19 protein-coding genes are annotated in these 22,564 nt (G+C 60.3%); 8 read left to right on the top strand and 11 right to left on the bottom strand.

The annotated features are described in order from the left end of the window. Positions 1-46 precede the first annotated feature (46 nt). A complete protein-coding gene (locus tag RLW55_RS14940) occupies positions 47-316 on the bottom strand; it encodes a hypothetical protein (protein ID WP_423414599.1) in 270 nt (89 codons plus the stop codon). Positions 317-364: 48 nt separating this feature from the next. On the opposite strand from RLW55_RS14940, the gene RLW55_RS14935 reads away from it, so the two are divergent. The 3 genes from RLW55_RS14935 to RLW55_RS14925 all read left to right on the top strand — a co-directional run bounded on the left by RLW55_RS14935 (position 365) and on the right by RLW55_RS14925 (position 3,186). Continuing rightward, positions 365-1,375: a c-type cytochrome gene (locus tag RLW55_RS14935; protein ID WP_423414598.1), complete on the top strand. Its 1,011-nt coding sequence runs from the start codon at positions 365-367 to the stop codon at positions 1,373-1,375. A gap of 70 nt (positions 1,376-1,445) precedes the next feature. Beyond that, positions 1,446-2,222 carry a transcriptional initiation protein Tat gene (locus RLW55_RS14930; protein ID WP_423414597.1) on the top strand — a complete coding sequence of 259 codons (777 nt, stop codon included), beginning with the start codon at positions 1,446-1,448 and terminating at the stop codon, positions 2,220-2,222. Beyond that, on the top strand, positions 2,212-3,186 hold the full coding sequence (locus tag RLW55_RS14925; protein WP_423414596.1) for a substrate-binding domain-containing protein: 975 nt from the start codon (positions 2,212-2,214) through the stop codon (positions 3,184-3,186). The genes RLW55_RS14930 and RLW55_RS14925 overlap by 11 nt, the downstream gene beginning before the upstream one ends. A gap of 39 nt (positions 3,187-3,225) precedes the next feature. Here the strand turns inward: RLW55_RS14925 and RLW55_RS14920 are convergent, their stop codons facing one another. Further along, positions 3,226-4,902 (bottom strand): autotransporter outer membrane beta-barrel domain-containing protein, encoded by a 1,677-nt coding sequence (locus RLW55_RS14920; RefSeq protein ID WP_423414595.1) that lies wholly within the window; start codon positions 4,900-4,902, stop codon positions 3,226-3,228. 309 nt (positions 4,903-5,211) lie between these two features. Between RLW55_RS14920 and RLW55_RS14915 the strand changes: the two genes are divergently transcribed. Continuing rightward, complete coding sequence (locus RLW55_RS14915) at positions 5,212-6,438, top strand: MFS transporter (protein ID WP_423414594.1); 1,227 nt, start codon at positions 5,212-5,214, stop codon at positions 6,436-6,438. Between the two features lie 7 nt (positions 6,439-6,445). Here RLW55_RS14915 and RLW55_RS14910 read toward each other — a convergent pair whose 3' ends face one another. The 4 genes from RLW55_RS14910 to RLW55_RS14895 all read right to left on the bottom strand — a co-directional run bounded on the left by RLW55_RS14910 (position 6,446) and on the right by RLW55_RS14895 (position 9,860). Beyond that, positions 6,446-7,564 (bottom strand): alpha-hydroxy acid oxidase, encoded by a 1,119-nt coding sequence (locus tag RLW55_RS14910; RefSeq protein WP_423416418.1) that lies wholly within the window; start codon positions 7,562-7,564, stop codon positions 6,446-6,448. A 68-nt stretch (positions 7,565-7,632) separates the two neighbouring features. Then, entirely contained in the window at positions 7,633-8,013 is a 381-nt protein-coding gene (locus RLW55_RS14905; protein WP_013947810.1) for a cyclophilin-like fold protein, read from the bottom strand. A gap of 237 nt (positions 8,014-8,250) precedes the next feature. After that, positions 8,251-9,498: a beta-ketoacyl-[acyl-carrier-protein] synthase family protein gene (locus tag RLW55_RS14900; RefSeq protein ID WP_423414593.1), complete on the bottom strand. Its 1,248-nt coding sequence runs from the start codon at positions 9,496-9,498 to the stop codon at positions 8,251-8,253. A gap of 92 nt (positions 9,499-9,590) precedes the next feature. Continuing rightward, positions 9,591-9,860: an acyl carrier protein gene (locus RLW55_RS14895; protein ID WP_013947813.1), complete on the bottom strand. Its 270-nt coding sequence runs from the start codon at positions 9,858-9,860 to the stop codon at positions 9,591-9,593. 331 nt (positions 9,861-10,191) lie between these two features. On the opposite strand from RLW55_RS14895, the gene RLW55_RS14890 reads away from it, so the two are divergent. Next, the gene (locus RLW55_RS14890; RefSeq protein ID WP_423414592.1) at positions 10,192-11,916 is read left to right on the top strand and encodes a long-chain-fatty-acid--CoA ligase; all 1,725 of its coding nucleotides are present in this window, start codon (positions 10,192-10,194) and stop codon (positions 11,914-11,916) included. Further along, positions 11,913-12,353 (top strand): MerR family transcriptional regulator, encoded by a 441-nt coding sequence (locus RLW55_RS14885; RefSeq protein ID WP_409559992.1) that lies wholly within the window; start codon positions 11,913-11,915, stop codon positions 12,351-12,353. The genes RLW55_RS14890 and RLW55_RS14885 overlap by 4 nt, the downstream gene beginning before the upstream one ends. Before the next feature lie 126 nt (positions 12,354-12,479). On the opposite strand, the gene RLW55_RS14880 is transcribed toward RLW55_RS14885, so the two are convergent. The 5 genes from RLW55_RS14880 to RLW55_RS14860 form a co-directional block, all read right to left on the bottom strand. Continuing rightward, positions 12,480-13,793 (bottom strand): class I SAM-dependent methyltransferase, encoded by a 1,314-nt coding sequence (locus RLW55_RS14880; RefSeq protein WP_423414591.1) that lies wholly within the window; start codon positions 13,791-13,793, stop codon positions 12,480-12,482. A gap of 74 nt (positions 13,794-13,867) precedes the next feature. Then, positions 13,868-15,169, bottom strand: coding sequence for an acetyl-CoA C-acetyltransferase (locus RLW55_RS14875; RefSeq protein ID WP_409559994.1), 1,302 nt, complete (start codon positions 15,167-15,169; stop codon positions 13,868-13,870). Between the two features lie 54 nt (positions 15,170-15,223). After that, a complete protein-coding gene (locus RLW55_RS14870) occupies positions 15,224-17,242 on the bottom strand; it encodes a 3-hydroxyacyl-CoA dehydrogenase NAD-binding domain-containing protein (RefSeq protein ID WP_423414590.1) in 2,019 nt (672 codons plus the stop codon). A gap of 37 nt (positions 17,243-17,279) precedes the next feature. Further along, positions 17,280-19,757 carry an acyl-CoA dehydrogenase gene (locus RLW55_RS14865; RefSeq protein WP_423414589.1) on the bottom strand — a complete coding sequence of 826 codons (2,478 nt, stop codon included), beginning with the start codon at positions 19,755-19,757 and terminating at the stop codon, positions 17,280-17,282. A gap of 221 nt (positions 19,758-19,978) precedes the next feature. Then, entirely contained in the window at positions 19,979-21,310 is a 1,332-nt protein-coding gene (locus tag RLW55_RS14860; protein WP_423414588.1) for an FCSD flavin-binding domain-containing protein, read from the bottom strand. Between the two features lie 191 nt (positions 21,311-21,501). Here RLW55_RS14860 and RLW55_RS14855 point away from each other — a divergent pair, with 191 nt between their 5' ends. Together RLW55_RS14855 and soxZ are read left to right on the top strand one after the other, a co-directional pair. Continuing rightward, entirely contained in the window at positions 21,502-21,996 is a 495-nt protein-coding gene (locus tag RLW55_RS14855; protein ID WP_423414587.1) for a thiosulfate oxidation carrier protein SoxY, read from the top strand. A gap of 11 nt (positions 21,997-22,007) precedes the next feature. After that, positions 22,008-22,334, top strand: coding sequence for a thiosulfate oxidation carrier complex protein SoxZ (gene soxZ / locus RLW55_RS14850; protein WP_414462810.1), 327 nt, complete (start codon positions 22,008-22,010; stop codon positions 22,332-22,334). Positions 22,335-22,564 lie beyond the last annotated feature (230 nt).

Here is a 22,564-nt window from a genome sequence, read left to right as displayed (position 1 = left end):
TCTTGATGGTTCCGTTTCAGCCTGCGATCGGTGGACTGGATCAGCCTCAAACGATGCGCCCGGTCACCGCTTTCTTAGCTTGCAACCAACCGGCCGCCACGAAGAAAATCGAACAATAGAGTTGCGCCGCACCGACACCTAATGGTGTCACGCTCAGTACAGCGCGGGCGGCAATGCTGTACTGCTGTCTGAGCTGCCGTGGTTTCAATTGGTCTGCACGGCTGGCGATTAATCTGATCGTTAATTTAAAACAATCATCACTTCGAATTGGCATACGGCGAAATAATCGCCGATCTTTCTGACAGCGCAGGTTCATCTCCCACGGTTGGTGCTCACTCCAATGGCCATTTTTGGACTTTTCGACATGCCTCGTTCCAGCATTGCAGTTTTGGGCCTCGTAGGCGCGGCGGTGCTCATCGCTCTATCGACATCGCAGGTGTGCCGCGCTGACAGCGCGGCGCCTGCGCCAGCCAAGGACCATCAAACGCCTTGGGTCGTACCGGACATCGACAAGCTGCCGGATAATGATTGGGGCCGCACCGTGCGTCACGGTCGCGATCTCATCGCCAAAACATCCTCGCTAATCGGCCCCGAAGTCAAAGATCCGGCGCACCGTTTCGCCGGCAACAACCTCAATTGCCAAAGCTGCCATATCAATGCCGGCACGAAGCAGTTCGGATTGGCGCTGGTCGGCGTTTATGCCGATTTTCCGAATTATCGAAAGCGGTCGGGCAGCGTCGGCTCGATGGAAGATCGCATTCAAGGCTGCATGCAGCGCAGCATGAACGGCAAAGCTCTTCCCGAGGACGGCCCGGAAATGATCGCGATGCTCTCCTATCTGAGGTTTTTGTCAGATGGCATTCCGGTTGGCGCAAAAACGTTCGGGCGCGGCACCGGCGCTATGCCCGAACTCAATCGCGCCGCCGATCCCGTCCGCGGCAAGACGATATACGCGAACATGTGCGCCGCTTGTCACGGCGCCGACGGCCTGGGTCAGCGCGTCGGCAAAGTCGGCGATGCAAAGGGCTATATCTTCCCGCCGCTTTGGGGGCCTGACAGCTACAACGACGGCGCCGGCATGGACAGGCTGATCGACGCCGCCAACTTCATTCACAACAACATGCCAGCGGGTACGACGTGGAAAAATCCAACGCTGAAGCCTGAGGATGCGTGGGACGTCGCCGCCTACATCGACACGCAACCTCGGCCGCAAAAAGCGCATCTCAGTCGCGATTTTCCGAACCGGCTGCAAAAGCCCATCGACACGCCCTATGGGCCTTATGCGGACGATCTGCCGGAGAGCGAGCACAAGCTTGGGCCGTTCGGGCCGATCATCGACGCCGACAAAAAGCTCAAGGACGACGCGAAGCACTAGCTTCCCCCAGCCCTTCGGCGCGTTCGCGCTCCGAGTGGCCTCACATGAAGACCCGGAGTTGAAAATGACCATGACCGGCAGACGACAGGCGTTACAGGCATTCGGCCTGGCGCTAGCTGCGGCCTCAGTCGGAGGCCTCACACGCGAAGCCGACGCCGCTGCACCCAATGACAATCCAGCGGGCGCGTCGGCTCTCGCAGACCTCACCGACAGGCTCGCCAAGGCTCCGCGCCGCCGTGACTTCAAAACCGTGCCGATGATCCTCGATCATTCCGATCAATGGGATGACGAGGCTCTGAAGGAAGTCCTCGCCTACAAGCCCATCACCAAGCAGGCCTGGGACGTGACGGACATCGCAGGCCCTTGGCTCAATGTGATGCGCAATTCCATCAATGCGCAGGTCTGGTCATTCAAGCATCCGGATTTTCTGGTCGTTTCGGCAACGCACGGCTCGGCGCATTACGCGCTCTACGATCAGGAGATGTGGGACAAATATCAGTTTGCGAAGATCGTCGGCAAAGGCTTCGAGAAGAACACGCTGATCCTCGATAAGCCCGCAGCGTCCGCCAATTCTGCCGACTATGAAAGCCCGACGGGCGTGTTCTCCCCGCTGAACAACTCGATCCCGGCCCTGCAAAGGCGCGGCGCCGTTTTCATGTCGTGCCACAACGCCATCTGGGAGCAGGCGACCAAGCTGCACGAAAAAGGCGTTAATCCCGACAAGCTTGAAGTCGATGCGCTCGCGGCCGAGCTAACGAACCATCTGATCCCCGGCGTGGTTCTGATTCCCGGCGCCGTCGCGACACTTCCTGAACTGCAGCAAGCGGGGTTCCACTATGCGCGCTAATTCCATCATTAAAGCGGTTTTCGGCGCAGGCATCGCCGGAGCAGTGGCTCTGGGTGCAATGTCAGCACAGAGCGCCGAGCAAAACGCACCGAATATTTTCCCGCCTTGGCAGCACGGCTTCAACAACGACGCGACCGACCGCGGCTTCGAATTCACCGTACCGCAGGTCGATAACCTTGCTGATTTCCACGGCAGCGTCACCGATCCCAAGCTGGTGCTCTACGTCGGCGGCAACTACTTCTTCGCCATGGCGCCACTGGTGCATCAGTTCGAGCAAGCGCATCCGGAATTCAAAGGCCGGATCTATTGGGAGACGCTGCCGCCGGGCCTTCTCGTGCATCAAATCAAGGCGCACGGCGTCGTCACCTCGGGAAACATGACGTGGACTGCAAAACCGGACGCGTATTTTGCCGGACTTGTTGCCGTCAAGCGGCTCGTCGATGACGGCACGCTGGCGGGACCTCCGGTTCCTTACGTCAAGAACACGCTGACGATCATGGTCCCCAAGGACAATCCTGGACACGTCTCTGGGCTTGCGGATCTCGGCCGGGCCGGCCTGCGCATTGCGATGCCGAACCCGGAATTCGAGGGCGTGGCGCGGCAGATCAAGGCGTCGCTGAAAAAAGCTGGCGGCGCGGCGCTCGAAAAGGAAGTCTACGAAACGAAGGTCGCCAATGGTGGCACAATTTTAACGCACATCCATCACCGGCAGACGCCACTGTTCCTGATGCAGGGTCACGTCGATGCCGGCGTGACGTGGCTGTCGGAAGCGATGTTCCAGGAGCAAGTCGGAAACCCGATTACGAACGTCGTCATTCCAACGGATCAGAACACAACTGCGACTTACGCCGGAGCGATGGTCAAGGGCGTCGCCCACCCAGAAGCGGCCAAGATGTGGCTCGACTTTATCCGCTCACCTTCAGCACTGAAGATTTTTGAAAAGTACGGCTTCACGCCCGCTTGAGCGGAGGCATTGAGCGTCAGGACATTGAAGGCAGCGCGCTTAAAACCGCGCACTGCCTTTGACGCTGATGCTGCTGAGGCTCGTATCTTCGGCGTAATGGCCGTCGTACTGCAGGCTCAGCGTTGCGCCGTGCATATTGATGAGATCAACGCCAGCGCTCACATCCGCAAAGAGCGTATCGAGCTTGGTGGCCGTCGTGAAGCCAGCAACGTCTGGCGCGTCGGCAAAATTGGTGTTGAGAAGAAACTGATCCGTGTCCTGCCACGTCAAACCGGCCCTTACGAACGGACGGATCGTTACGAAATTGTGGACGTTCTTCTCGCTGCCGAATTCGATGCCCGGCGACACGCTGACGACCGTATCGCTTTTTCCAGCAACCGCCAGCGCCGCTCCGCCGCCGTCATTTTCCGTGAAGCCATCGAGCGAGACATTGGTGATCGCTGCATCGACCAGCGGCTTCACATAATAGTTGTCGTGTTGGAAGGAATAGCCGGCGTGCAACTGGCCCGACACGTAGTTGATATCGTTTTTGGAATGCGCCGCGCTGCTGAAGTCACCGAACAGCATGGTACGGTCGGTGTCGTAAGTGCTCCAGCCGCCAGTGACGCCCGCTGCAAACAGCCACTGGCCAGGATTGTATTTGATGATGCCGCCGACGTTGGCGCGGTCGCCTTCGCTCGTTGCGACACCGCTCGAAAGGGAAACGCTATCGTAGCCGGCAGCGAAACCGAGCCGCCAATCCGGCGCGAGGGCAATCTGGCCGCCTGCGGAGAACGAGCCCGTCGTCGCGTGCGCGCCAATGTCTTCGGATGTGCGGTCGAAATCGGAGAAGCGCGCACGGGCACGAACCCACAGACACTGGCCTTCGCGCGCGATCGACACGCCCTGCTGCCCGGCGACCTTGCAGCTCATCAGATCGTTGGCGAACTGCTGGCTCCCGTAAAGTGTTTCAACAAGGCCGTAGTTGTAGATCTCAGGCGACAATTGATTGAGTGCGCCGGCCAGTTCTTTTTGGTCGGATGCGCCCGCCAGCGCATTGGTGACCGTCGTCAGAGCACCGGCGTCCATGGCCGCATTGATCGACGAGGCCATAGCGGTCTGATTACGATTGAGAGATGCGAAAGACAGTGCATTCGGTCCGAGGTAAATCAGGCTTACATCGTCGATGCCGAATTCGGGAAAAGTCGCGCCGGAGACGAATTCCGAATCGAACAGCACCTGGGCAGAACCAGCATTCAGTTTCACTACGGACGATGCACTTTCCATCGCCGTGTTCGTGATGTCCGATTTTGTAAAGACAGTGATACCCGCGACCTTGGCCGTCAGCGCCCAGGTTTGTCCCGCGGTCGCCGCATAGAAAAACTGGAACTGATATTTTCCGCTTTTGGCGATTGAAACATCCTGCGTAAGCACACTGCTATTGTCGAACGGGTTGGCGAAATAGCTACCGCTGTGAGGTGTCAAAGACGTGATACCGGCGGTCCAAATGTCGACTGCTCCACTGGCGACGTGCCACGGCGGCTGAATGGAGGCCGTCGGTGCATTTGCTTCGAAGCTCGGATCCTGAATGAGGTTCTGAGCACACGCAGTGGTTGCTGGCATCGCCAGCGCAAGGAATGGAGCCACAACGGCAGCGGGGCGCAACAGTGATCGCGTAAGACGCGGCAGCCGAGAGAAAAAGCCGCTATTGGTCCAGTCTACCATCTGCGTATTCATTCCGATTTCGTATCCAACCGTCCGGGGGCATCGACGCGCGGGCGCTTCTGACATACGTTCAATTGGCCGATTCGCGGCTTTGCTCTAGAGCTCCTTGCGGCTTACTGTGGATTGTTGATTTTTTGATGTAAGTTTGTCACTCAAGCCTCAGGAACCTCTAAAAAATATAGTCCGCACACTTCTCGTTTGATGCGTGCATTCCGTTCGGAGAACTCAGAAACGTTCACCAAGTCTCGAACCTCTCGGCACGGCCAAAGGCAGCTTCTGCTTCAAGACAATCCGCTTTAGGGAGACGGCGCCCGCCGCCTGATGGACACGCAATCCTCGCAGATCCAGCCGCAAACGCTTTGGCGCCATCCGCCCTTGCAATACTTCCTGTGGGGGCGCGGTTTTTCGAAATTCGCTTCGCAGATATTGACGGTTGCAGTCGGCTGGCAGGTCTATGACCTGACGAGCAGCGCGTTCGACCTCGGCATGGTCGGCCTCGTGCAGTTTCTGCCGACGGCCATTCTGGTGTTCGTGGCCGGGCACGCTTCCGATCGGTATGACCGCAAGCGCGTCATCCAGCTTTGCCAGATCGTTGAGGCAGCAGCGGCGGTTTTTCTGGCGTGGGGCAGCTATGAAGGCTGGATCACGGTGCCGCAGATCTTTCTGGCCGTTGCGGTGTTCGGCGTCGCTGGCGCGTTCGAAAGCCCTGCGACCGCGGCGTTGCTTCCGGGCGTTGCGCCGGAAGGCTTACTGCAGAAGGCGACGGCGCTTTCGACCGGTGTTTTTCAGTTCGCGGCGATCAGCGGACCCGCAATCGGCGGCCTCGCGTATGGCATTTCGCCTGCCGTGCCTTACGTCATCATGACCGTGTTCTGGATTGTTGCGTCAGTGCTTAATGGCGCCATTGTACTCGACCGGCCGGTCGCGCCGCGCGAATCGCCGACCGCCGGCGCGCTGTTTGCGGGTGCGCATTTCGTCAGAAACAATCCGGCGATCCTTGGCACGATCTCGCTTGATCTCTTCGCGGTGTTACTGGGCGGCGCGTCGGCATTGCTGCCGATTTATGCGCGCGACATCCTGCACACCGGACCTTGGGGTCTCGGCATGCTGCGCGGTGCGCAAGCCATCGGCGCTTTGATCATGACCGGCATTCTGGCGCGCCATGCGATTACAAAGCACGTCGGCATGCGCATGTTCCAAGCTGTGATCGTGTTCAGGATCGCGACTGTCGTGTTCGCGCTTTCGAAGGAGGTCTGGCTATCGGTTCTCGCCCTCGCCGTGATGGGTGCAGCCGATACGATCAGCGTCGTCATTCGCGTGTCGCTGGTGCAGCTGGCAACGCCCGACGATATGCGCGGGCGCGTCGGCGCGGTGAACTTCCTGTTCATCAACGCCTCGAACCAGCTCGGTGAATTCGAGAGCGGAATGACGGCGGCTTTGCTCGGCGCCGTCCCCGCGGCCGTTCTCGGCGGGCTCGGTACGATTGCGGTGGCGCTGATCTGGATGAAGCTCTTTCCCGTGCTGCGCAACCTGCAGCGTCTGGAATGACGGACAATCAGTTTTCGAGACAATCACGCGTGATCTGGTCGATGGTGCGAATACCCGCGAGCGCCATCGTGACATCGAGTTCCTTGGCGATGAGATCAATGGCTTTGGTCACACCTGTTTCGCCTGCCGCGCAAAGCCCGTAAAGATAGCTGCGGCCTAGCCAACATGCGCGAGCACCAAGCGCGAGGGCGCGGAACACGTCCTGGCCGGAGCGAATGCCGCCATCGAAATGCACTTCCACGTCGTCGCCGACGGCATCGACGATGCGCGGCAACATCGAGATCGACGAGGCCGCGCCATCGAGCTGGCGGCCACCGTGGTTGGAAACGACGATCGCCGACGCACCGCTTTTGACGGCCATCCGCGCATCGTCGGCGTCCATGATGCTTTTGATGATGAGCTTGCCGGGCCATTGCTCACGAATCCAGGCGACGTCGTTCCACGACAGCGCCTGGTCGAACTGGCTGTTGATCCAGTCCATATAGGAGAGAAGATTTTCGGTGCCGGGAATGCGCCCGGCGACGTTGCCGAAGGTCTTGCGCTTGCCCATCAGCACGTTCGCGATCCAGGCAGGTTTCGACGCGATGCGACCAATCGTTTTGAGCTTGATGCGAGGCGGAACGGTCATGCCGCTGCGCACGTCGCGATGACGTTGGCCGAGCACCTGAAGGTCGACCGTCAAAACCAATGCGCTACAATTCGCCTTACGCGCACGCGCAATGAGATCGGCCACGAAGCCGCGATCCTTCATGAAGTAGAGCTGAAACCAGAACGGCTTCGAGACGGCTTCGGCCACGTCTTCAATGGAGCAGATCGAGAGCGTGCTCAGGGTGTAGGGAATACCGGCCTTCTCGGCGGCGCGTGCCGCAGCGATCTCGCCGTCACGATAGGCCATACCGCTGAGACCAACCGGCCCCAACACAAGCGGCAAAGGCTGCGTCTCACCCAGCACCGTCTGGATTTGATTGCGATTGGCGGCGCCTGCCAAGACGCGCTGGCGGATCTTGATGTTCTGAAGATCGCGAAGATTGGCGGCGAGCGTCGTTTCGGAATACGAGCCCGACTCGTAATAGCCCATGAAATCGCTTGGAACGCGCCGGTGCGCCAAACACCGGAGATCGTCGATGCAAGCTACCGATTTAAGGGCCGCGGAGCCTGATCGAAGCACGTCAGCAACTCACTACCAGCATCAAATCAGCATTCGGCTTCGCTGACGGAGATGACAACGCCGGAATGCACCGATTTAAGCTGACGGACATCATCAAGCGCTTCCGCCCAGACGTTGCAGGGTCCGGCCAAACGGATTTCACCCCGTGTGCGCGACAGTGGCGTTGGACCGAAGCCGATGGAAATTGCGTCGCCTTCCGGCCAAAAAACAATGTCACCGGCTTTGACGGTGACACGGGCATCAGGCTCGGCTGCTGAACTGACCGGAGCGTCGAAATAGATTTCACCGCCCCAAGTCCGCGCCGCAGACTCGATGGGCAGTGCGGCCCATATCCGTTCGGCCGTAGGCGTGTCGAGCAGCCTTGCGCGAATGGCAACACTCCCGGCCCGGATCACGATCTTTCGCATACCGCACAAATCCCGATCAGCACGTCGCGACCGGGATGAGAATGCGGCCGCAATGGGGAAGTCTCTCATCGAGAACCGCAGTCAGCAAGCCTTTTACGGGTCTCGAACGCGAACAAAATGTCCTGCGCGCTCGAAAATCGCGCAGGATTTGCCGTTTGCGCGGCGCAATGTGTTTATTGCGACTGCGAAAGACGGCCGCGCCTGGCGTCATTTGGCAACGGCCGAATTGCAATGCGATCACTTCGGCGCAGGTCCGAACACCAGCGAGGTATTCAAGCCGCCGAACGCGAGCGAGTTCGACATCGTATAGCCGAGCTTCATTTCGCGGCCGACGTTCGGGATATAGTCGAGATCGCAGCCTTCGCCGGGCTCATCGAGACCAATAGTCGGCGGCGCCCAGTTTTCGCGCATCGCCATGATCGTCGCGACGGCTTCGATACCGCCGCCCGCACCGAGCGGATGGCCGTGCATCGACTTCGTCGACGAAATGGCGAGCTTGTAGGCGTAATCGCCGAAGACGTTCTTGATCGCCTTCGTCTCGTTGAGATCGTTGTCGGCGGTCGCCGTGCCGTGCGCGTTCAGATAGTCAATCTGCTCGGGCGTGATGCCGGCATCTGCAAGCGCATCCTTCATGGCGACGCTCGGGCCTTCGACCGTCGGCTTCACCATGTCCTGGCTATCGGACGCCATGCCATAGCCGCAGAGTTCGGCGAGGATCGTCGCGCCGCGGGCCTGGGCATGTTCGAGGCTTTCGAGCACGAGAACGCCCGCGCCATCGGCAAGAACGGTACCGTTACGCTTCTTCGCGAACGGGAAGCAGCCTTCGGGGGAGAGCACGTGCAGCGCCTGCCAGGCTTTCATCGTGCCGTAGTTGATGACGGATTCAGACGCTCCGACGAGAGCGACGTCGACCATGCCGTCACGAATGTAATCTCGGCCGATGCCGATCGCGTGCGTCGCTGTCGAGCAGGCCGAGCAGGTTGCGAATGTCGGGCCTTTGACGCCGAATTCGATGCCGACGTGGGCCGCAGCCGACGAACCGATGATACGCAAAAGCGTGAGCGGATGCGTGGCGCGCTTGTTGTGAATGAAGAGATCGCGATAGGCGGTCTCAAACGTCGTCAGACCGCCGGCGCCCGAGCCGATGATGCACGCCGAGCGATACGGATCGGCGATCGGCATTTCCAGGCCCGCCATCTTTATCGCTTCGTCCGCGGCAGCGGCAGCGAACCAGGAGTAGCGGTCAGCGAGGGTGATGATCCGGTCGCGCTTGAAGTGCTTCAGGCGCTGCTTGGGATCGAATCCTTTGATCTGAGCGGCGATCAGAATTTTGAGATCGTCGACTGGAAAGCCTTCCAGTTCACTGACACCCGATTTGCCGGCCTTAATACCAGCCCAGAAATCGGGAACGTTCTGCCCGATCGGAGTTACGACTCCGAGACCCGTGACGACGACACGGCGTCCCGGCTTACTATTCGACATCATCAATCTTTCTTGCCTAGCGAATGCGCGGAAACCCCCGGTAGGGGGTTCCGGCCTTCACATATTTAATTTCGACAGAAGATCGCTCGCGGCCATTAAGCCTTGGCTGCGGAAGCCTGCTTTTCGGCAATCAACGACTTCACGCGATCAACGACTGAGCCGACAGTCTTGAACGCTTCGACTTCTTCATTGGCGTTGTATGGGATCTCAATCCCGAAGCCATCTTCAATGTCGAAAACGATCATAGCAAGATCAAGTGACTCGATCTTGAGATCTGTAAGCTGGGTGTCGAGCGAGATATCGTCGCGCGGCTCCTTCATATGCTTCTTGAGGATTTCAATAACCTTAGTCGCGACTTCGTCCATCGGCCTCTCCCACCCTCGCAATCCCTGCGACGGGCCAGTTTTGCTTGGCATCTACTAAATCAAGAGCCCTTGATCAGCAAGCGGGGGGGTCACTTATCCTTAAACAACCGCGAAGTCTAGGTACGGACCGTCGCGCTTGCCCCCTCGTCGCCGACCTCGACCGCTCGCTGCCTCATCGACAGGTGTTTACATGAGCGATCAAGCGCTAGCGTTGGCCGCCGAAAATTGTCTAATATTCGCGCGTCCCTTGCTGGTTACTGCACGGTTTAAGACATCTTCAGCGAAGGTCAACGCGATCCGGATAAAATAAAATCGAGTGACCGGACAGACCATGACAGCAGAAGCCACCTCACCTGTGTCCCAGATGTCGCCCCGGTGGGTCGATCATTACCCGGCAGGCATCGATTGGCGCATGCCAATCCCCAAGGGGACCGTGCCCGGACTGCTGGACGAGGCCGCCGCCCGCTACCCCCAAAACCCCGCCATCGGCTTTCTGGGCCGCTCCACGTCCTATTCGGATCTAGCGGCCGAGGTCGACCGTGTGGCTGCCGGCTTGCAACGGATCGGAGTAAAACGGGGCACCAAAGTCGGGCTTTTTCTGCCGAATACCCCGACTTTTATTGTGTATTATTTTGGGATACTCAAAGCGGGTGGAACCGTCGTCAACTTCAATCCTCTTTATACTGTCGAAGAGCTGACGTTCCAGGCCAGGGACAGCGAAACGGAGATCATGGTTACCCATGATCTGGCCCTGCTGTTCACCAAGATCGAGGCTTTGCTGCAGGCCAGCGTCATTTCGCGCGCCATCGTCGTGCCGTTCGCCAGCGTGCTTTCGCCGCTGAAATCTGTGCTGTTCCGGATTTTCAAGCGCAAGGACATCGCCAACGTCGCCCGCTCGCCCAGCGCTTCGCGAGTGGTCGATGGCCTCGAACTAGCCGCGACGCGATTCCCGTTGTCGCCCGTTGCCATCGACCCCGACAACGATATCGCCGTTCTGCAATACACCGGCGGCACGACCGGCACGCCCAAGGGTGCCATGCTCACGCACGCAAATATCGTTGCGAACACCAAGCAGGTCGTGGCCTGGGGCACGGTTCTGAAGCCCGGCGAGGAGTGCGTGCTGGGCGCCCTGCCGCTGTTTCACGTGTTCGCCATGACGGTCGTCATGACGGTCGGTGTCGAGCTGGCAGCCAAAATCGTGCTCATTCCCCGCTTCCAGCTGATCGAGACGCTGAAGCTGATCAACAGCGAAAAGCCGACGATGATGCCGGTCGTGCCTACAATTCTGACGGCGATGCTCAATTTCGAGCACATCAAGTCGTACAATCTTTCGTCGCTCAAATTCTGCCTTTCCGGCGGGGCGCCGCTGCCGCTCGAGACGAAACTCAAATTCGAGGCGATGGCAGCCGGATCGACGAAGGTCGTGGAAGGCTACGGGCTTTCCGAGACGTCTCCGGTCTTGACAGCCAATCCGCTCGACGGTGAGCCGGTTTCGGGCTCTATCGGCATGCCGCTTCCAGGGACCATGATTTCGCTGCGAAGTCTGGATGACCCGACGAAGGAGGTTGCGCAGGGCGAGCGCGGGGAACTTTGCGCCAAAGGGCCGCAGGTCATGAAGGGCTACTGGAAGCGCCCGGAGGAAACCGCGAAGCAGTTCGTCGGCGACTTTTTGCGAACCGGCGACGTCGCGGTGATGGACGAGAACGGCTATTTCGCCATCGTCGACCGCATCAAGGATCTCATCATCTGCTCGGGCTTCAACGTTTATCCGCGGCGCGTGGAGGAGGCGATTTATGCGCATCCGGCGGTCGAGGAAGTGACCGTCATCGGTATTCCCGACCCTTACCGCGGCGAAGCGCCGAAGGCGTTCGTCAAATTGAAGGCCGGCATGACGGCGACGGCACCGGAGATGCTCGAATTCCTGAAAGCCAAAATCTCGAAGATCGAAATGCCAGCGGCTATTGAGTTCCGCGACAGCCTGCCGAAGACCTTGATCGGCAAGCTGTCCAAGAAAGAGTTGACCGCCGAGGAAGCCCAGCGCGGCAAATCGGCATGACGGTCAAAACCGCTCCGCTCGCGCGCACCGAAGCGCTCCAACGCGAGAATCCGCGGGAGGCCACGGCCTATTCGATTTCGGCGCTGGCGAAGGAATTCGGGATCACAACGCGCACCATCCGCTTTTACGAGAGCCGCGGCTTGATCTCGCCGCAGCGGATCGGCACGACGCGGAAATATTCCAAGCGCGACCGGGCGCGGCTTATTCTTATCCTGCGCGGTCGAAACCTCGGGTTCACCGTCGAAGACGTCAGCGAATATCTGTCGCTTTACGATTCCGATCCGGGGCAATTAGCGCAGACGCGGCTGCTGCTCGACAAGGTGACGGACGCGATCGACGATCTTGAGACGAAACGGCGCGACATCGAGCGGTCGCTGGCCGATCTCAACGAAATCCGCGCGCGTTGCGATGCACATCTGAAAGCGCGCGAGCGTTAGATTCTCGTTGTCGCGTATGGCCTGCTTTAGGCCGAGGATCCATTTCGATGCTCGTGCGGATGCCCGATGGATCCACGGGACGAGCCCGACGACGACAGTTATTGCAAATCCATCGAGCTTGCGGCGCTAGCGATAAAGGTCCGCGCGGGTTGGCGGTAGCATGGGCGTGCGTTTTGCCGACTTCGACGCGAGCGTCTGGAACAGCCGCAGCGTGCCGCGCGAGAACGCGAGGCTGACGCCTGCGAGATATGCGACCCAGATGCGATACTTCTCCTCACCCACGTACTGAATCGCCTGGTCCTTGTTTTCCGTCAGGCGCTCGCACCACAGCTGGCACGTGCGCGCGTAATGCAGCCGCCAGCCTTCGACGTCGTGCACTTCGAAGCCCGCGCGCTCCATGGCGGAGATCGAGTGGCCGATGTCGTCCAGTTCGCCGCCGGGAAAGATGTATTTGGCGATGGCCTTCTTCTCCGGCCGCATGCGGCCTTTGAAAAAACCCGGCTTGTGCTTCGGCGCACGGCGCGAAATGGCGTGATTGAGGAACAGGCCGTCGTCGCTCAAAAGCGAGCGCACCTTCTGCATATACGTCGGGATGTTCTTAAGTCCGATATGCTCGTACATGCCGATGGAGGCGATCTTGTCGAACTTGCCGGTCAGTTTCGAATAGTCCGACAGTTCGAACGTCACGCGGTCGGCGATGCCGAGACGCTTGGCCTTCTCACGTGCGAACGCAAGCTGCTCTTCCGAGAGCGTCACGCCATGTGCGGTGACGCCGAAGTTCTGCACGGCATGACACAGCAGGCCACCCCAGCCCGCGCCGATGTCGAGCATTCGGTCGCCGGGCTTCAGACGCAGCTTCCGGCAGATCATCTCCAGCTTGTCGTGCTGGGCCTGTGCGATGTCGTTCGACCAATCCGTGTAGTAGGCACACGAGTAGACCATCTCGGGATCGAGAAAGAGCGCGTAGAAATCGTTCGACAGGTCGTAGTGAAACTGAATGTAGGCCTTGTTGTCGGCGGTCTGGCGGTTCTTGCCGGTGATCTCGCCCTCAAAGCCGTGTGCGTCCCGTGCTTCCGATGGTTTCGCGAACAGGAACGGCGAGAGTTTCAGTGCGAGACTCGCGATCTCGCCCGGCTTCAGCTTCACGCCCTTGCGGCCGTCCTGTAGGCCCTTGCCGAAATCGACGAGCGTGCCGCCGGAGAAGTCGATGCCCTTCTCGACGTATTGGCGAATGATGGAATCGAGCGACGGGCGGCGCAGGATCGCACCGATCACGCCGGGGTCGCGGATCGAGATTTCGAAGTTCGATTGCGGCGCTTTGCTGAGCGGCAGGCGCGTGCCGTCCCATAGCCGCACCCAGCCATCGACGTCCAAACGCTCCGCCAGACTGCGGACAAGCGTGCGCGCGGCTTCGAGTTGCTTATCGTCTTTCGCGCCCATTCGTCCCTTCCCTCGCGATCGGTGGCCGCGAGGGACATAGCGCATCGGAGGCCGAGAGTCTTCCCGTCAGGGCCTCAGGCGGCCTGGGCTTCGATAGTCATTGGGGATTCCATGATTGCCGTCACGCCCATACCACCAGCCGTGCAGACCGAAATGAGCCCGCGTCCGCCTTTCGTTGACAGGAGTTTGGCCATATTCGCGACGATCCGAGCGCCCGTCGCGGCGAACGGATGGCCAAACGCGAGCGATGAGCCTTTGACGTTGAGCTTCGTCCGGTCGATCGAGCCGAGCGGTGTGTCCTTGCCCATATGCTTCTTGCAGTAAGCCGGGTCTTCCCAGGCTTTCAGCGTGCACAGCACCTGCGCGGCAAACGCTTCGTGGATTTCATAGAAATCGAAATCCTGTAGCGTGAGGCCCGCACGGTCGAGCATCTTGGAGACGGCGATGGTCGGCGCCATCAGCAGGCCGTCGCCGCCGACGAAATTGTTGCCGATATGCTGACCGTAGGTGATGTAGGCTTGGATCGGAAGATTGCGCGCTTTCGCCCATTCTTCGGACGCGAGCAGAACGCTAGCCGCGCCGTCGGTCAGCGGCGTCGAGTTGCCGGCCGTCAGCGTGCCACGATCCGATTTCTCGAAAGCGTTTTTCAGCGATGCGAGTTTTTCGAGTGTGATGTCAGGGCGCAGGTTATTGTCGCGATAGACGCCCGCGAAGGGAATGACGAGGTCATCCATGTAGCCTTCGTCGTAGGCGGCGGCGCCCTTCCGGTGGCTTTCGAACGCGAGCTGATCCTGGTCGGCGCGCGGGATATGCCATTCCTGCGCCATCAGTTCGCAATGCTGCCCCATCGACAACCCCGTGCGGGGCTCGGACACGGCGGGCGGCTGCGGCGCGAGTTCTGCGGGCGACAGGCCCTTGAAGGCCTTCACCTTGTCCATCGCCGATTTGCCCTGCTGGGCGGCGATCAGACGCTTGGAAAATTTCTTCGTGAAGACGATCGGCGCGTCCGACGTCGTGTCGGAACCGACGGAGATCGCGCTTTCGATTTCGCCCGTTGCGATCTTGGCCGCAGACATCAGCGCCGATTGCAGTGACGTTCCGCAGGCCTGAATCAGCGTGACGCCCGGCGTCGAAGGGGCGAGCTTGGTCGAAAGAACGGCTTCGCGCGCGAGATTGAAATCCTTCGAGTGCGTGACGACCGCGCCGCCGACGACTTCGTCGACGTGCTGGCCCTTGAGGCCATAGCGATCGACGAGCCCATTCAACGCACCTGCCATCATGTCGAGGTTCGACTGGTCGGCGTAAAAGGTGTTCGAACGGCAGAACGGAATGCGAGTACCGCCGATCACCGCAACGCGCCGAAGTTCTCTTGCCATCTCATTTCTCCAGTATCCCCCTCGCGCGTAGGAACGGGGAGAGGGAATAAAAAATTACTCAGCAGCGGCGGCTTGCGTCGCGGGCGACGGGCTTTTTGCGGCGAGGTTTTTCTTGTAGTGCAGCGGGCCGCCGCGGAAGGGAGCGAAGCCGGTGCCGAAGATCATGCCGGCATCGACGAGGTCGGCGGTTTCAACAACGCCCTCATCCAGCGACTTCTGCGCTTCGTCGATCATCGGTGCGACGAGTTCGCGGCCTAACGCATCAAGCTCGGCTTTGGTGTATTTCTTGTCGGATTTGACGGGTTTGCCGTCCTTCCAGACGTAGAAGCCCTCGCCCGTTTTTTTGCCGAGCCGACCGGACGCCACAAGGCGATCGAGACGCGAGCCTTCGCTCGACTGGCCGAGAATTTTCGCGACATGGGCGCAGATATCGAGACCGACGTTATCGGCCAATTCAATCGGTCCCATCGGCATGCCGAAGATGCGCGCTGCCTCGTCGATCTTCTCCTTGTCTTCGCCCTGCTCCAATCGCGTCATCGCGGCGAACATGTACGGCGTCAGCACCTTGTTGACGAGGAAGCCCGGCACGTCTTTCGTTATCAGCGGGAACTTGTCGATGGATGTGACGAAGGCTGCGCCCTTCTTCACTTCATCGTCGCGCGTATTCGTTCCGCGCACGACTTCGACCAGCGGCATCTGCGCGACGGGCGAGAAGAAGTGCAGGCCGATGAGGCGGCCGGGATCTTTCAGCGGTGCAGCGATGTCTTCGAGCTTCAGCGACGACGTATTCGTCGCGAGCACAGCGCCGGGCTTGATCCTGGTTTCGAGATCGGCAAACAGCTTCTGCTTGATGTCGAGCCGCTCGACGATCGCTTCGATGATCACATCGGCGTGGGCGACGCCCTTGCCTTCCGGATCGGCAATAAGGCGAGCCTTGGCCGCGTCGCGCGTCGCCTTGGTCTTGAACTTCTTGGCGAACAGTTTGCCCTGAGCCTTGATGCCCTTTTCGAGCTGCTCAGGCGAAATGTCCTGCAGCGTCACTTCCATGCCGGAGGCTACGCAGACGCCTGCAATGTCGGCGCCCATGGTGCCTGCTCCGATGACGTGCACGCGGCTCGGACGCCACTTCAGCCCGCGCGGGGCCTGGCCTTTCAGAAGTTCGGTCAGGCGGAAGACACGGCGAAGGTTTTTCGATGTGTCCGACATCATCAGCGGCGCGAAGGCTTTCGTTTCCTCGCGCTTCATGGTCTGGAGGTCGCCGCCGTATTTTTCGAACAGGTCGATCAGGCGGAACGGCGCGGGATAGTGATCCTCGCGGACTTTCTTTGCCGTCTCCTGACGCATCTTGCCTGCGAGGAAGCCGCGCGCCGGCCATTTCGCCAGCAGCGCCTTCGCTGCGCCCGCCGATTTCGACTTGCGATTTTGCAGCACCGCCTTGCGCGCCGCCCAATGCAATTCGCCGGGGCTGCCGACGAGCTGATCGAGGAAGCCCTGCGCCTTTGCTACAGTCGCGCGGATCATGCCGCCCGTCAGCATCGCCTGCATCGCGGCCATCGGGCCGGCTTGCTTGATCGACCGCGCCGTGCCGTTGAAGCCGGGGAAGATGCCGAGCTTCACTTCAGGGAAGCCGACGCGAGTTGCATCATCGCGGGTGGCGATGCGGTAGTGGCAGGCGAGGATCAGTTCCAGGCCGCCGCCGACGCAGACACCGTGGATCGCGGCGACAACTGGGACAGGCAGCTTCTCGATGCGCTCAAAGAGTTCGTTCACCGGCTTCAACGCCGAGATCACGTCCTGCTCGCTGGTGAAGGTTTCGAACTCGCGGATGTCGGCGCCGACGACGAAGCCGCGATCCTTGCCCGACATGATGACGAGGCCGCGGATTTTCTTGGACGCGACATCGGCTTCAGCTCGCGTGATGATCGTCGCCAGTTCTTCGATCGGACGGCGACCGAGCGAATTCATGCTCTCGCCTTCGCGATCGAATATGGCCCAGGCAATGTCCTCGCCGTCGACCCAGTAACGCCAGTCCTTGAGATCGAGAATGCTCGGCTCAGCCGCAAATTCCGTCATCGTTTGTCACCTCAACACAAATAGGATGCGGTAGTGGTCATTCCGCTGCCAAGCTCTCGGCGCCACGAACGTTGTGGCCGAGCGTCACGTAATTCGGTTTTACTTCCGCCGGATCGAAATGGTCGACCGCGATGACACGCGCGACAAGCCGTTCGACCTCGCGAAGCTGTTCGGCTTCCGCCTCGGTAATCACAGCCTTGGCGACCGCTTCGGCAAACCAGTCGTTGCCATGATAGCGGCGCACGACGCCGTCGCGGATGGCCTTTTCGAGCTTTTTCTCGATGGGCTCGGCGGCGATCACCTTTTCCAGGGTCACTTCCAGGATACCGGTCGGGTCGTTGACGTCCTTCGAGACGTAGATATCGCGCGTCAGGCGGTCGCGAACTTCGCCCAGCTGCAAGGCGTGGCGCGCAACCCGATGCCCCAGCGTATCGGAGGCGGGTTTACGACGGCGGCCGAGTGGGAAGACGACAGCGCGCATCAGCGGCCGCGCCCAGCGAACCGGGAAATTGTCGATGACGCCGCTCATGGCTTCCTGGAAGCGATGGAGCGCATTTTCGGCGGCCAGCTGGACGATCAACTCGTCACCCTCGGGGCGACCATCATCTTCGTAGCGCTTCAAAGTGGCCGACAGCAGGTAAAGCTCGGAGAGCGCGTCGGCCATGCGGCCGGTGATCTTCTGCTTGATCTTCAGACCGCCGCCCAGAAGCGCGACCGTCAGATCCGCGACGAAGGCATAGGAGCGGCTGGCGCGGCCAAGCTGGCGATACCAGTCGGACATGCGCAGCGCGTGATCCGGCGCCTTCACGAAAGCGCCGCCGGTGACGTTGTGCACGAACGCGCCTGTCGCGTTCGATAGCGAAAAGGCGATGTGATTGTTGAAGGCGTTTTCGAAATCGTCGAGCCCGCGCTTCTTGTCGGGGTTCTGGGCCGCCTGCACTTCCTTATAGAGATAGGGATGCGAGCGCAGCGCACCTTGCGCAAAGGTGATGAGCGTACGCGTGAGAATGTTCGCGCCTTCGACGGTGATGCCGACCGGAACCATCTGATACGCCGATTGCAGATAGTTCGCGGGGCCGTCGCAGATGCCGCGGCCACCGTGAATATCCATCGCGTCGTTGACGGCGCGGCGGAGCTTCTCCGTCGTCTGGTATTTCATCATCGCGGAGATGACCGACGGCTTCTCGCCGCGTGAGACCATCGCAGCGGTCATCGCGCGACCGGCTTCGTTGACATAGGCCGTCTCGATCATACGGACGAGCGCTTCCTCGATGCCCTCCATGCGCGAGACCGGCAGGCCGAACTGCTTGCGGATGCGGGCATAAGCCGACGTCACACGCAGCATCATCTTGGCGCCGGCCGTCCCGGACGACGGCAGCGAAATCGCGCGGCCGGCGGAAAGGCATTCCATCAGCATGCGCCAGCCGTTGCCGGCCATCTTGTCGCCACCGATGACCCAATCCATCGGGATGAAAACATCGTTGCCCCAGTTGGGGCCGTTCGGAAAGGCGGCGCCGGACGGCAGATGGCGGCGGCCGATGTTAATGCCCGGATGATCGGCCGGAATCAGCGCCAGCGTGATGCCGACGTCCTCGCCCTTGCCAAGCAGGTTGTCTTTATCGAACAGACGGAACGCCAGACCGACAAGCGTCGCCTTCGGGCCGAGCGTGATGTAGCGCTTGTCCCACGAGAGGCTGATGCCGAGCGTATCCTGGCCTTTGTAGCTGCCGCGCGTGACGTAACCCACATCGCGCATCGTAGCGGCATCGGAGCCGGACGTCGGGCCGGTCAGCGAGAAGCACGGCACTTCCTCACCCTTGGCGAGGCGCGGCAGGTAATAGTGCTTCTGCTCGTCGGTACCGTATTTCTCGATGAGTTCGCCCGGCCCAAGAGAGTTCGGCACCATGACGATCGTGACGACGTCGGGCGAACGCGAGGCGATCTTGCCGAGGATCAGCGATTGCGCCTGCGCAGAGAATCCGAGGCCGCCGTGCTCCTTCGAGATCAGCATGCCGAGGAAGCCGTTCCTCTTGACGAAATCCCAGATCTCGTCCGGCACATCGTGCAGCGTATGGCGCACCTGCCAGTCGTCGATCATACGGCAGAGGTCTTCGGTCGGGCCGTCGAGGAAGGCGCGCTCTTCGGGCGTCAGTTCGATCGGCGGCACAGATTTGAGCTTGTCCCAGTCGGGGGTGCCGGAAAAAAGTTCGGCGTCGAAGCCGACGGTTCCTGCTTCGAGGGCCTGTGCTTCGGTGTCGGAGACGCGCGGCAGAATTTTTCGGATCTGGGCGAAGACCGGCGCGATGATGAGGCTCCGGCGCACAGCCGGGATCGACAGCACGGCCAGCGCCACGAACGGCAGCCACGCGGTCCAGGAGACGAGACCAATATGGCCGTCCGTCGCGAGCAGCGTCCAGGCGCCGACGGCGGCCGCCCAGCCCCAGAGGGGCGCTCGTACCATTCCCAGCGCCAAAACAGCGGCAAAAGCCACCAGGATCAGAACAATGGGTGCCATTTCCGTGCCTCCCGAACAGGGCTGCCGCTAGGCGATCAGTCTCAGCGCGCCCTATCATCCGTTGACGTATACGTCAACTTGGGTCGCCCGCCGCCAGATGTCCAGGGCGAAGGCTTCCAGGGTCTATTCTGAGCCTAATTAATCACGTTTGTACGGCAGTCGCTAATCTTGCAGATACATAGGCCGTCCCTTCGGCCCGGCCAGATGCTGCGCGATAAAGCTTAAGGATTGCGGAAGTTGGGAAGCGTCACCTGCTGGGACGGTTCATCGAACAGGTCTTCGATGATGGTTTGATACCAGTCGGCGCTTTCCTCGTTCACTTGGCGGCGAAGCTCGGCGCTGTCGTCCGGCTTCGAGATGAAGCCGTCCTTGATCTCCAGGTATGCTCTTCCGTCTTTGGTTGCAGGCACATAGTCGCCGCCGATCTTGGCGCTGTTGTCGGGCGCGAGCATCGACCAGCAGGTGTTGCGGAAACGGCCGGCCGTTCTCGGCTTGCCTTGCAGATCGGCGATTATGTCGTTTGAGACGACGCCCGCCTGGCTAACGGCCGAATAGGCCGATTTCGGCATCTCGTTCGCAATTGCGGCATCGCCGAGCACGTAGACGTCTTTTGCCTTGGTCGACGTGAAATTCTCCGGATTGACCGGGCACCAGTCGCCCTCGGTCAAGCTGGCGCTCGCAGCGATGGCGCCTGCCTTCTGCGGCGGGATGATGTTGGCGAGCGCGGCGCGTTCAGTCCGCCCGGCTTTCGTGGTGACGACGCCTGTCTTCGCATCGACTTTGATGACCGAGAAATCGTCAATCTCGTTGGTCAGATTGATCTCGACGATGTCCTTGTAATACTCGTTGAAGGCTTCCTCGAACACGGCTTGCTTGGAATAGGTTTTCTTGGCATCGAAAAGCACGAGCCGAGCCTTCGGCTTCTTCGTCTTCAGGAAATGCGCGATCATGCAGGCGCGCTCGTAGGGGCCCGGCGGACAGCGATACGGGTTCTGCGGTACGGCCATGACGACGAGGCCGCCGTCAGGCAGCGCGAGCAGCTTTTCCTTCAGAAGCCACGTCTGCGGGCCGCCCTGCCACGCGTGGGGCATGATTTTCGCGGCTTCCGGCGAATAGCCTTCGATGGCATCCCATTTGAAATCGATGCCCGGTGCAACGACGAGGCGGTCATACGTCAGCGTCGGCCCCTTGGCGAGCGTCACCTTTTTCGCCGTCGTGTCGATGCCCGTCGCGGTGTCGGTCAGAACCGTGATGCCGCGCTTTTTCACGCCCTCATAATCGTGCGTGATAGATTTGAAAGTGCGGAAGCCGCCGAGATACAGGTTCGAATAAAAGCAGGTTGTATATTTTACCTTGGGCTCGATCAGCGTGATGTCGAGCGTAGCGTCGGCCGACTTGAGGCGATTGGCGACGGCCGCGCCGCCGGGTCCACCACCGATGACGACGATCTTCGCAGGGCCAGCGGCCAATGCCGGACGCGGCAGCTCGGTCAAGGCGGCAACACCGACGCCCGCCGCCAATGCATTGAATTCACGGCGCGTGATCCCGGTCATTCCCCGCCCCCAGATTTGGCCTGATGCTGGTGCGCCGACATGCGCCCTCTTTTCGTTCTTAACGGCCATTTTGACCGAGATTTGCCACGGGCAGCGGGGCATGTCAGGAAAATAAATCGTAAGGTTAGGCGTCCGGCGAACCCCATTCCTATATATCGAACAGCAATCAAGGCGATTTGAGGCAGGCTGGCTTGCGTGACCGGATCGACATTGCCGTCTTAAGCCGCCGGACGTTCGTCATCGCCGGAGCGGTGGCAGCTGGTCTGGCGCCGTTCATCGCGCGCGCGAATGCCGTTACCAGCGCGTCAGACACATTCGTGCCGAGCCAGGACTTCAAGGACGATTTCGCGCGCATCGTTGGCAATGCGAAGCCAATCGACGGCAAGATCAGCGTCGATCTTCCCGAGACGGCGGACAACGGCAATTTCGTGCCGATTACCATTGCCGTTGATAGCCCGATGACGGAGGCAGACCACGTCAAAGCCATTCATATTCTTTCGACCGCGAACCCGCATGCGCATGTCGCCACGTTCCATCTGTCGCCGGTGAATGCCGTCGCGCGTGTGCAGAGCCGCATGCGGCTAGCGAAGACGCAGGACGTGATCGTGCTGGCTGAGCTTTCCGGCGGCGACATGCTGGTGTCGACGACCCGCGTAAAAGTGCTTATCGGCGGCTGCGGGATTTAGGGAGCGATCGGATGGCTGCCACAGGTCCCCGCATCAAGCTGCCCGATACGATCAAGGCGGGTGACGTCATCGAGGTGAAGACGCTCATTCGCCATGTCATGGAAACGGGCAACCGCCACGACAAAAACGGCAAATCAATCCCGCGCGATATCATCAACACGTTCATTGCGAAATTCGACGGCCAACAGGTTTTCCGCGCCGAGTTCGGGCCGGGCATTTCGGCGAACCCTTATCTCGCATTTCAGTTGCGCATTTCAGGCCCCGGCACGATCGAGATCGCCTGGATCGACGATGACGGCGTGACTGTTGCTGCGACAGCCCCGGTGATGATTTCTTGATTGGTGCCGGGCGGCTCCCTTCCGGGGAGCCGGCCGCCGGGCAGGAACTCTTTCGTCATGCCGACGAAGGTCGGCACCCAGTCAAGCCTCCCCATCCGGCATGCTGCGGTTTGTCTGGATCCCGGCCTTCGCCGGGATGACGGTGTTTTTTTACTCACCCGTCATCTGATGAAACACCTTGTGTGTTCGGGCGTGTTTAGAAGGCGAAATAACGAAAGTCGTTCAATTCT

Origin of the sequence: Hyphomicrobium sp. B1 (assembly GCF_049532635.1) — a bacterium.
Taxonomy (GTDB): domain Bacteria; phylum Pseudomonadota; class Alphaproteobacteria; order Rhizobiales; family Hyphomicrobiaceae; genus Hyphomicrobium_B.
The sequence above is the reverse complement of the archived record's forward strand: the minus strand, read 5'-3'. Positions and strand labels throughout refer to the sequence as shown.

Coding starts and splice junctions, on each gene's coding strand:
- RLW55_RS14940 (WP_423414599.1), bottom strand. CDS start 316: ATGAACCTGCGCTGTCAGAAAGATCGGCGATTATTTCGCCGTATGCCA.
- RLW55_RS14935 (WP_423414598.1), top strand. CDS start 365: ATGCCTCGTTCCAGCATTGCAGTTTTGGGCCTCGTAGGCGCGGCGGTG.
- RLW55_RS14930 (WP_423414597.1), top strand. CDS start 1,446: ATGACCGGCAGACGACAGGCGTTACAGGCATTCGGCCTGGCGCTAGCT.
- RLW55_RS14925 (WP_423414596.1), top strand. CDS start 2,212: ATGCGCGCTAATTCCATCATTAAAGCGGTTTTCGGCGCAGGCATCGCC.
- RLW55_RS14920 (WP_423414595.1), bottom strand. CDS start 4,902: ATGAATACGCAGATGGTAGACTGGACCAATAGCGGCTTTTTCTCTCGG.
- RLW55_RS14915 (WP_423414594.1), top strand. CDS start 5,212: ATGGACACGCAATCCTCGCAGATCCAGCCGCAAACGCTTTGGCGCCAT.
- RLW55_RS14905 (WP_013947810.1), bottom strand. CDS start 8,013: ATGCGAAAGATCGTGATCCGGGCCGGGAGTGTTGCCATTCGCGCAAGG.
- RLW55_RS14900 (WP_423414593.1), bottom strand. CDS start 9,498: ATGATGTCGAATAGTAAGCCGGGACGCCGTGTCGTCGTCACGGGTCTC.
- RLW55_RS14895 (WP_013947813.1), bottom strand. CDS start 9,860: ATGGACGAAGTCGCGACTAAGGTTATTGAAATCCTCAAGAAGCATATG.
- RLW55_RS14890 (WP_423414592.1), top strand. CDS start 10,192: ATGACAGCAGAAGCCACCTCACCTGTGTCCCAGATGTCGCCCCGGTGG.
- RLW55_RS14885 (WP_409559992.1), top strand. CDS start 11,913: ATGACGGTCAAAACCGCTCCGCTCGCGCGCACCGAAGCGCTCCAACGC.
- RLW55_RS14880 (WP_423414591.1), bottom strand. CDS start 13,793: ATGGGCGCGAAAGACGATAAGCAACTCGAAGCCGCGCGCACGCTTGTC.
- RLW55_RS14875 (WP_409559994.1), bottom strand. CDS start 15,169: ATGGCAAGAGAACTTCGGCGCGTTGCGGTGATCGGCGGTACTCGCATT.
- RLW55_RS14870 (WP_423414590.1), bottom strand. CDS start 17,242: ATGACGGAATTTGCGGCTGAGCCGAGCATTCTCGATCTCAAGGACTGG.
- RLW55_RS14865 (WP_423414589.1), bottom strand. CDS start 19,757: ATGGCACCCATTGTTCTGATCCTGGTGGCTTTTGCCGCTGTTTTGGCG.
- RLW55_RS14860 (WP_423414588.1), bottom strand. CDS start 21,310: ATGACCGGGATCACGCGCCGTGAATTCAATGCATTGGCGGCGGGCGTC.
- soxZ (WP_414462810.1), top strand. CDS start 22,008: ATGGCTGCCACAGGTCCCCGCATCAAGCTGCCCGATACGATCAAGGCG.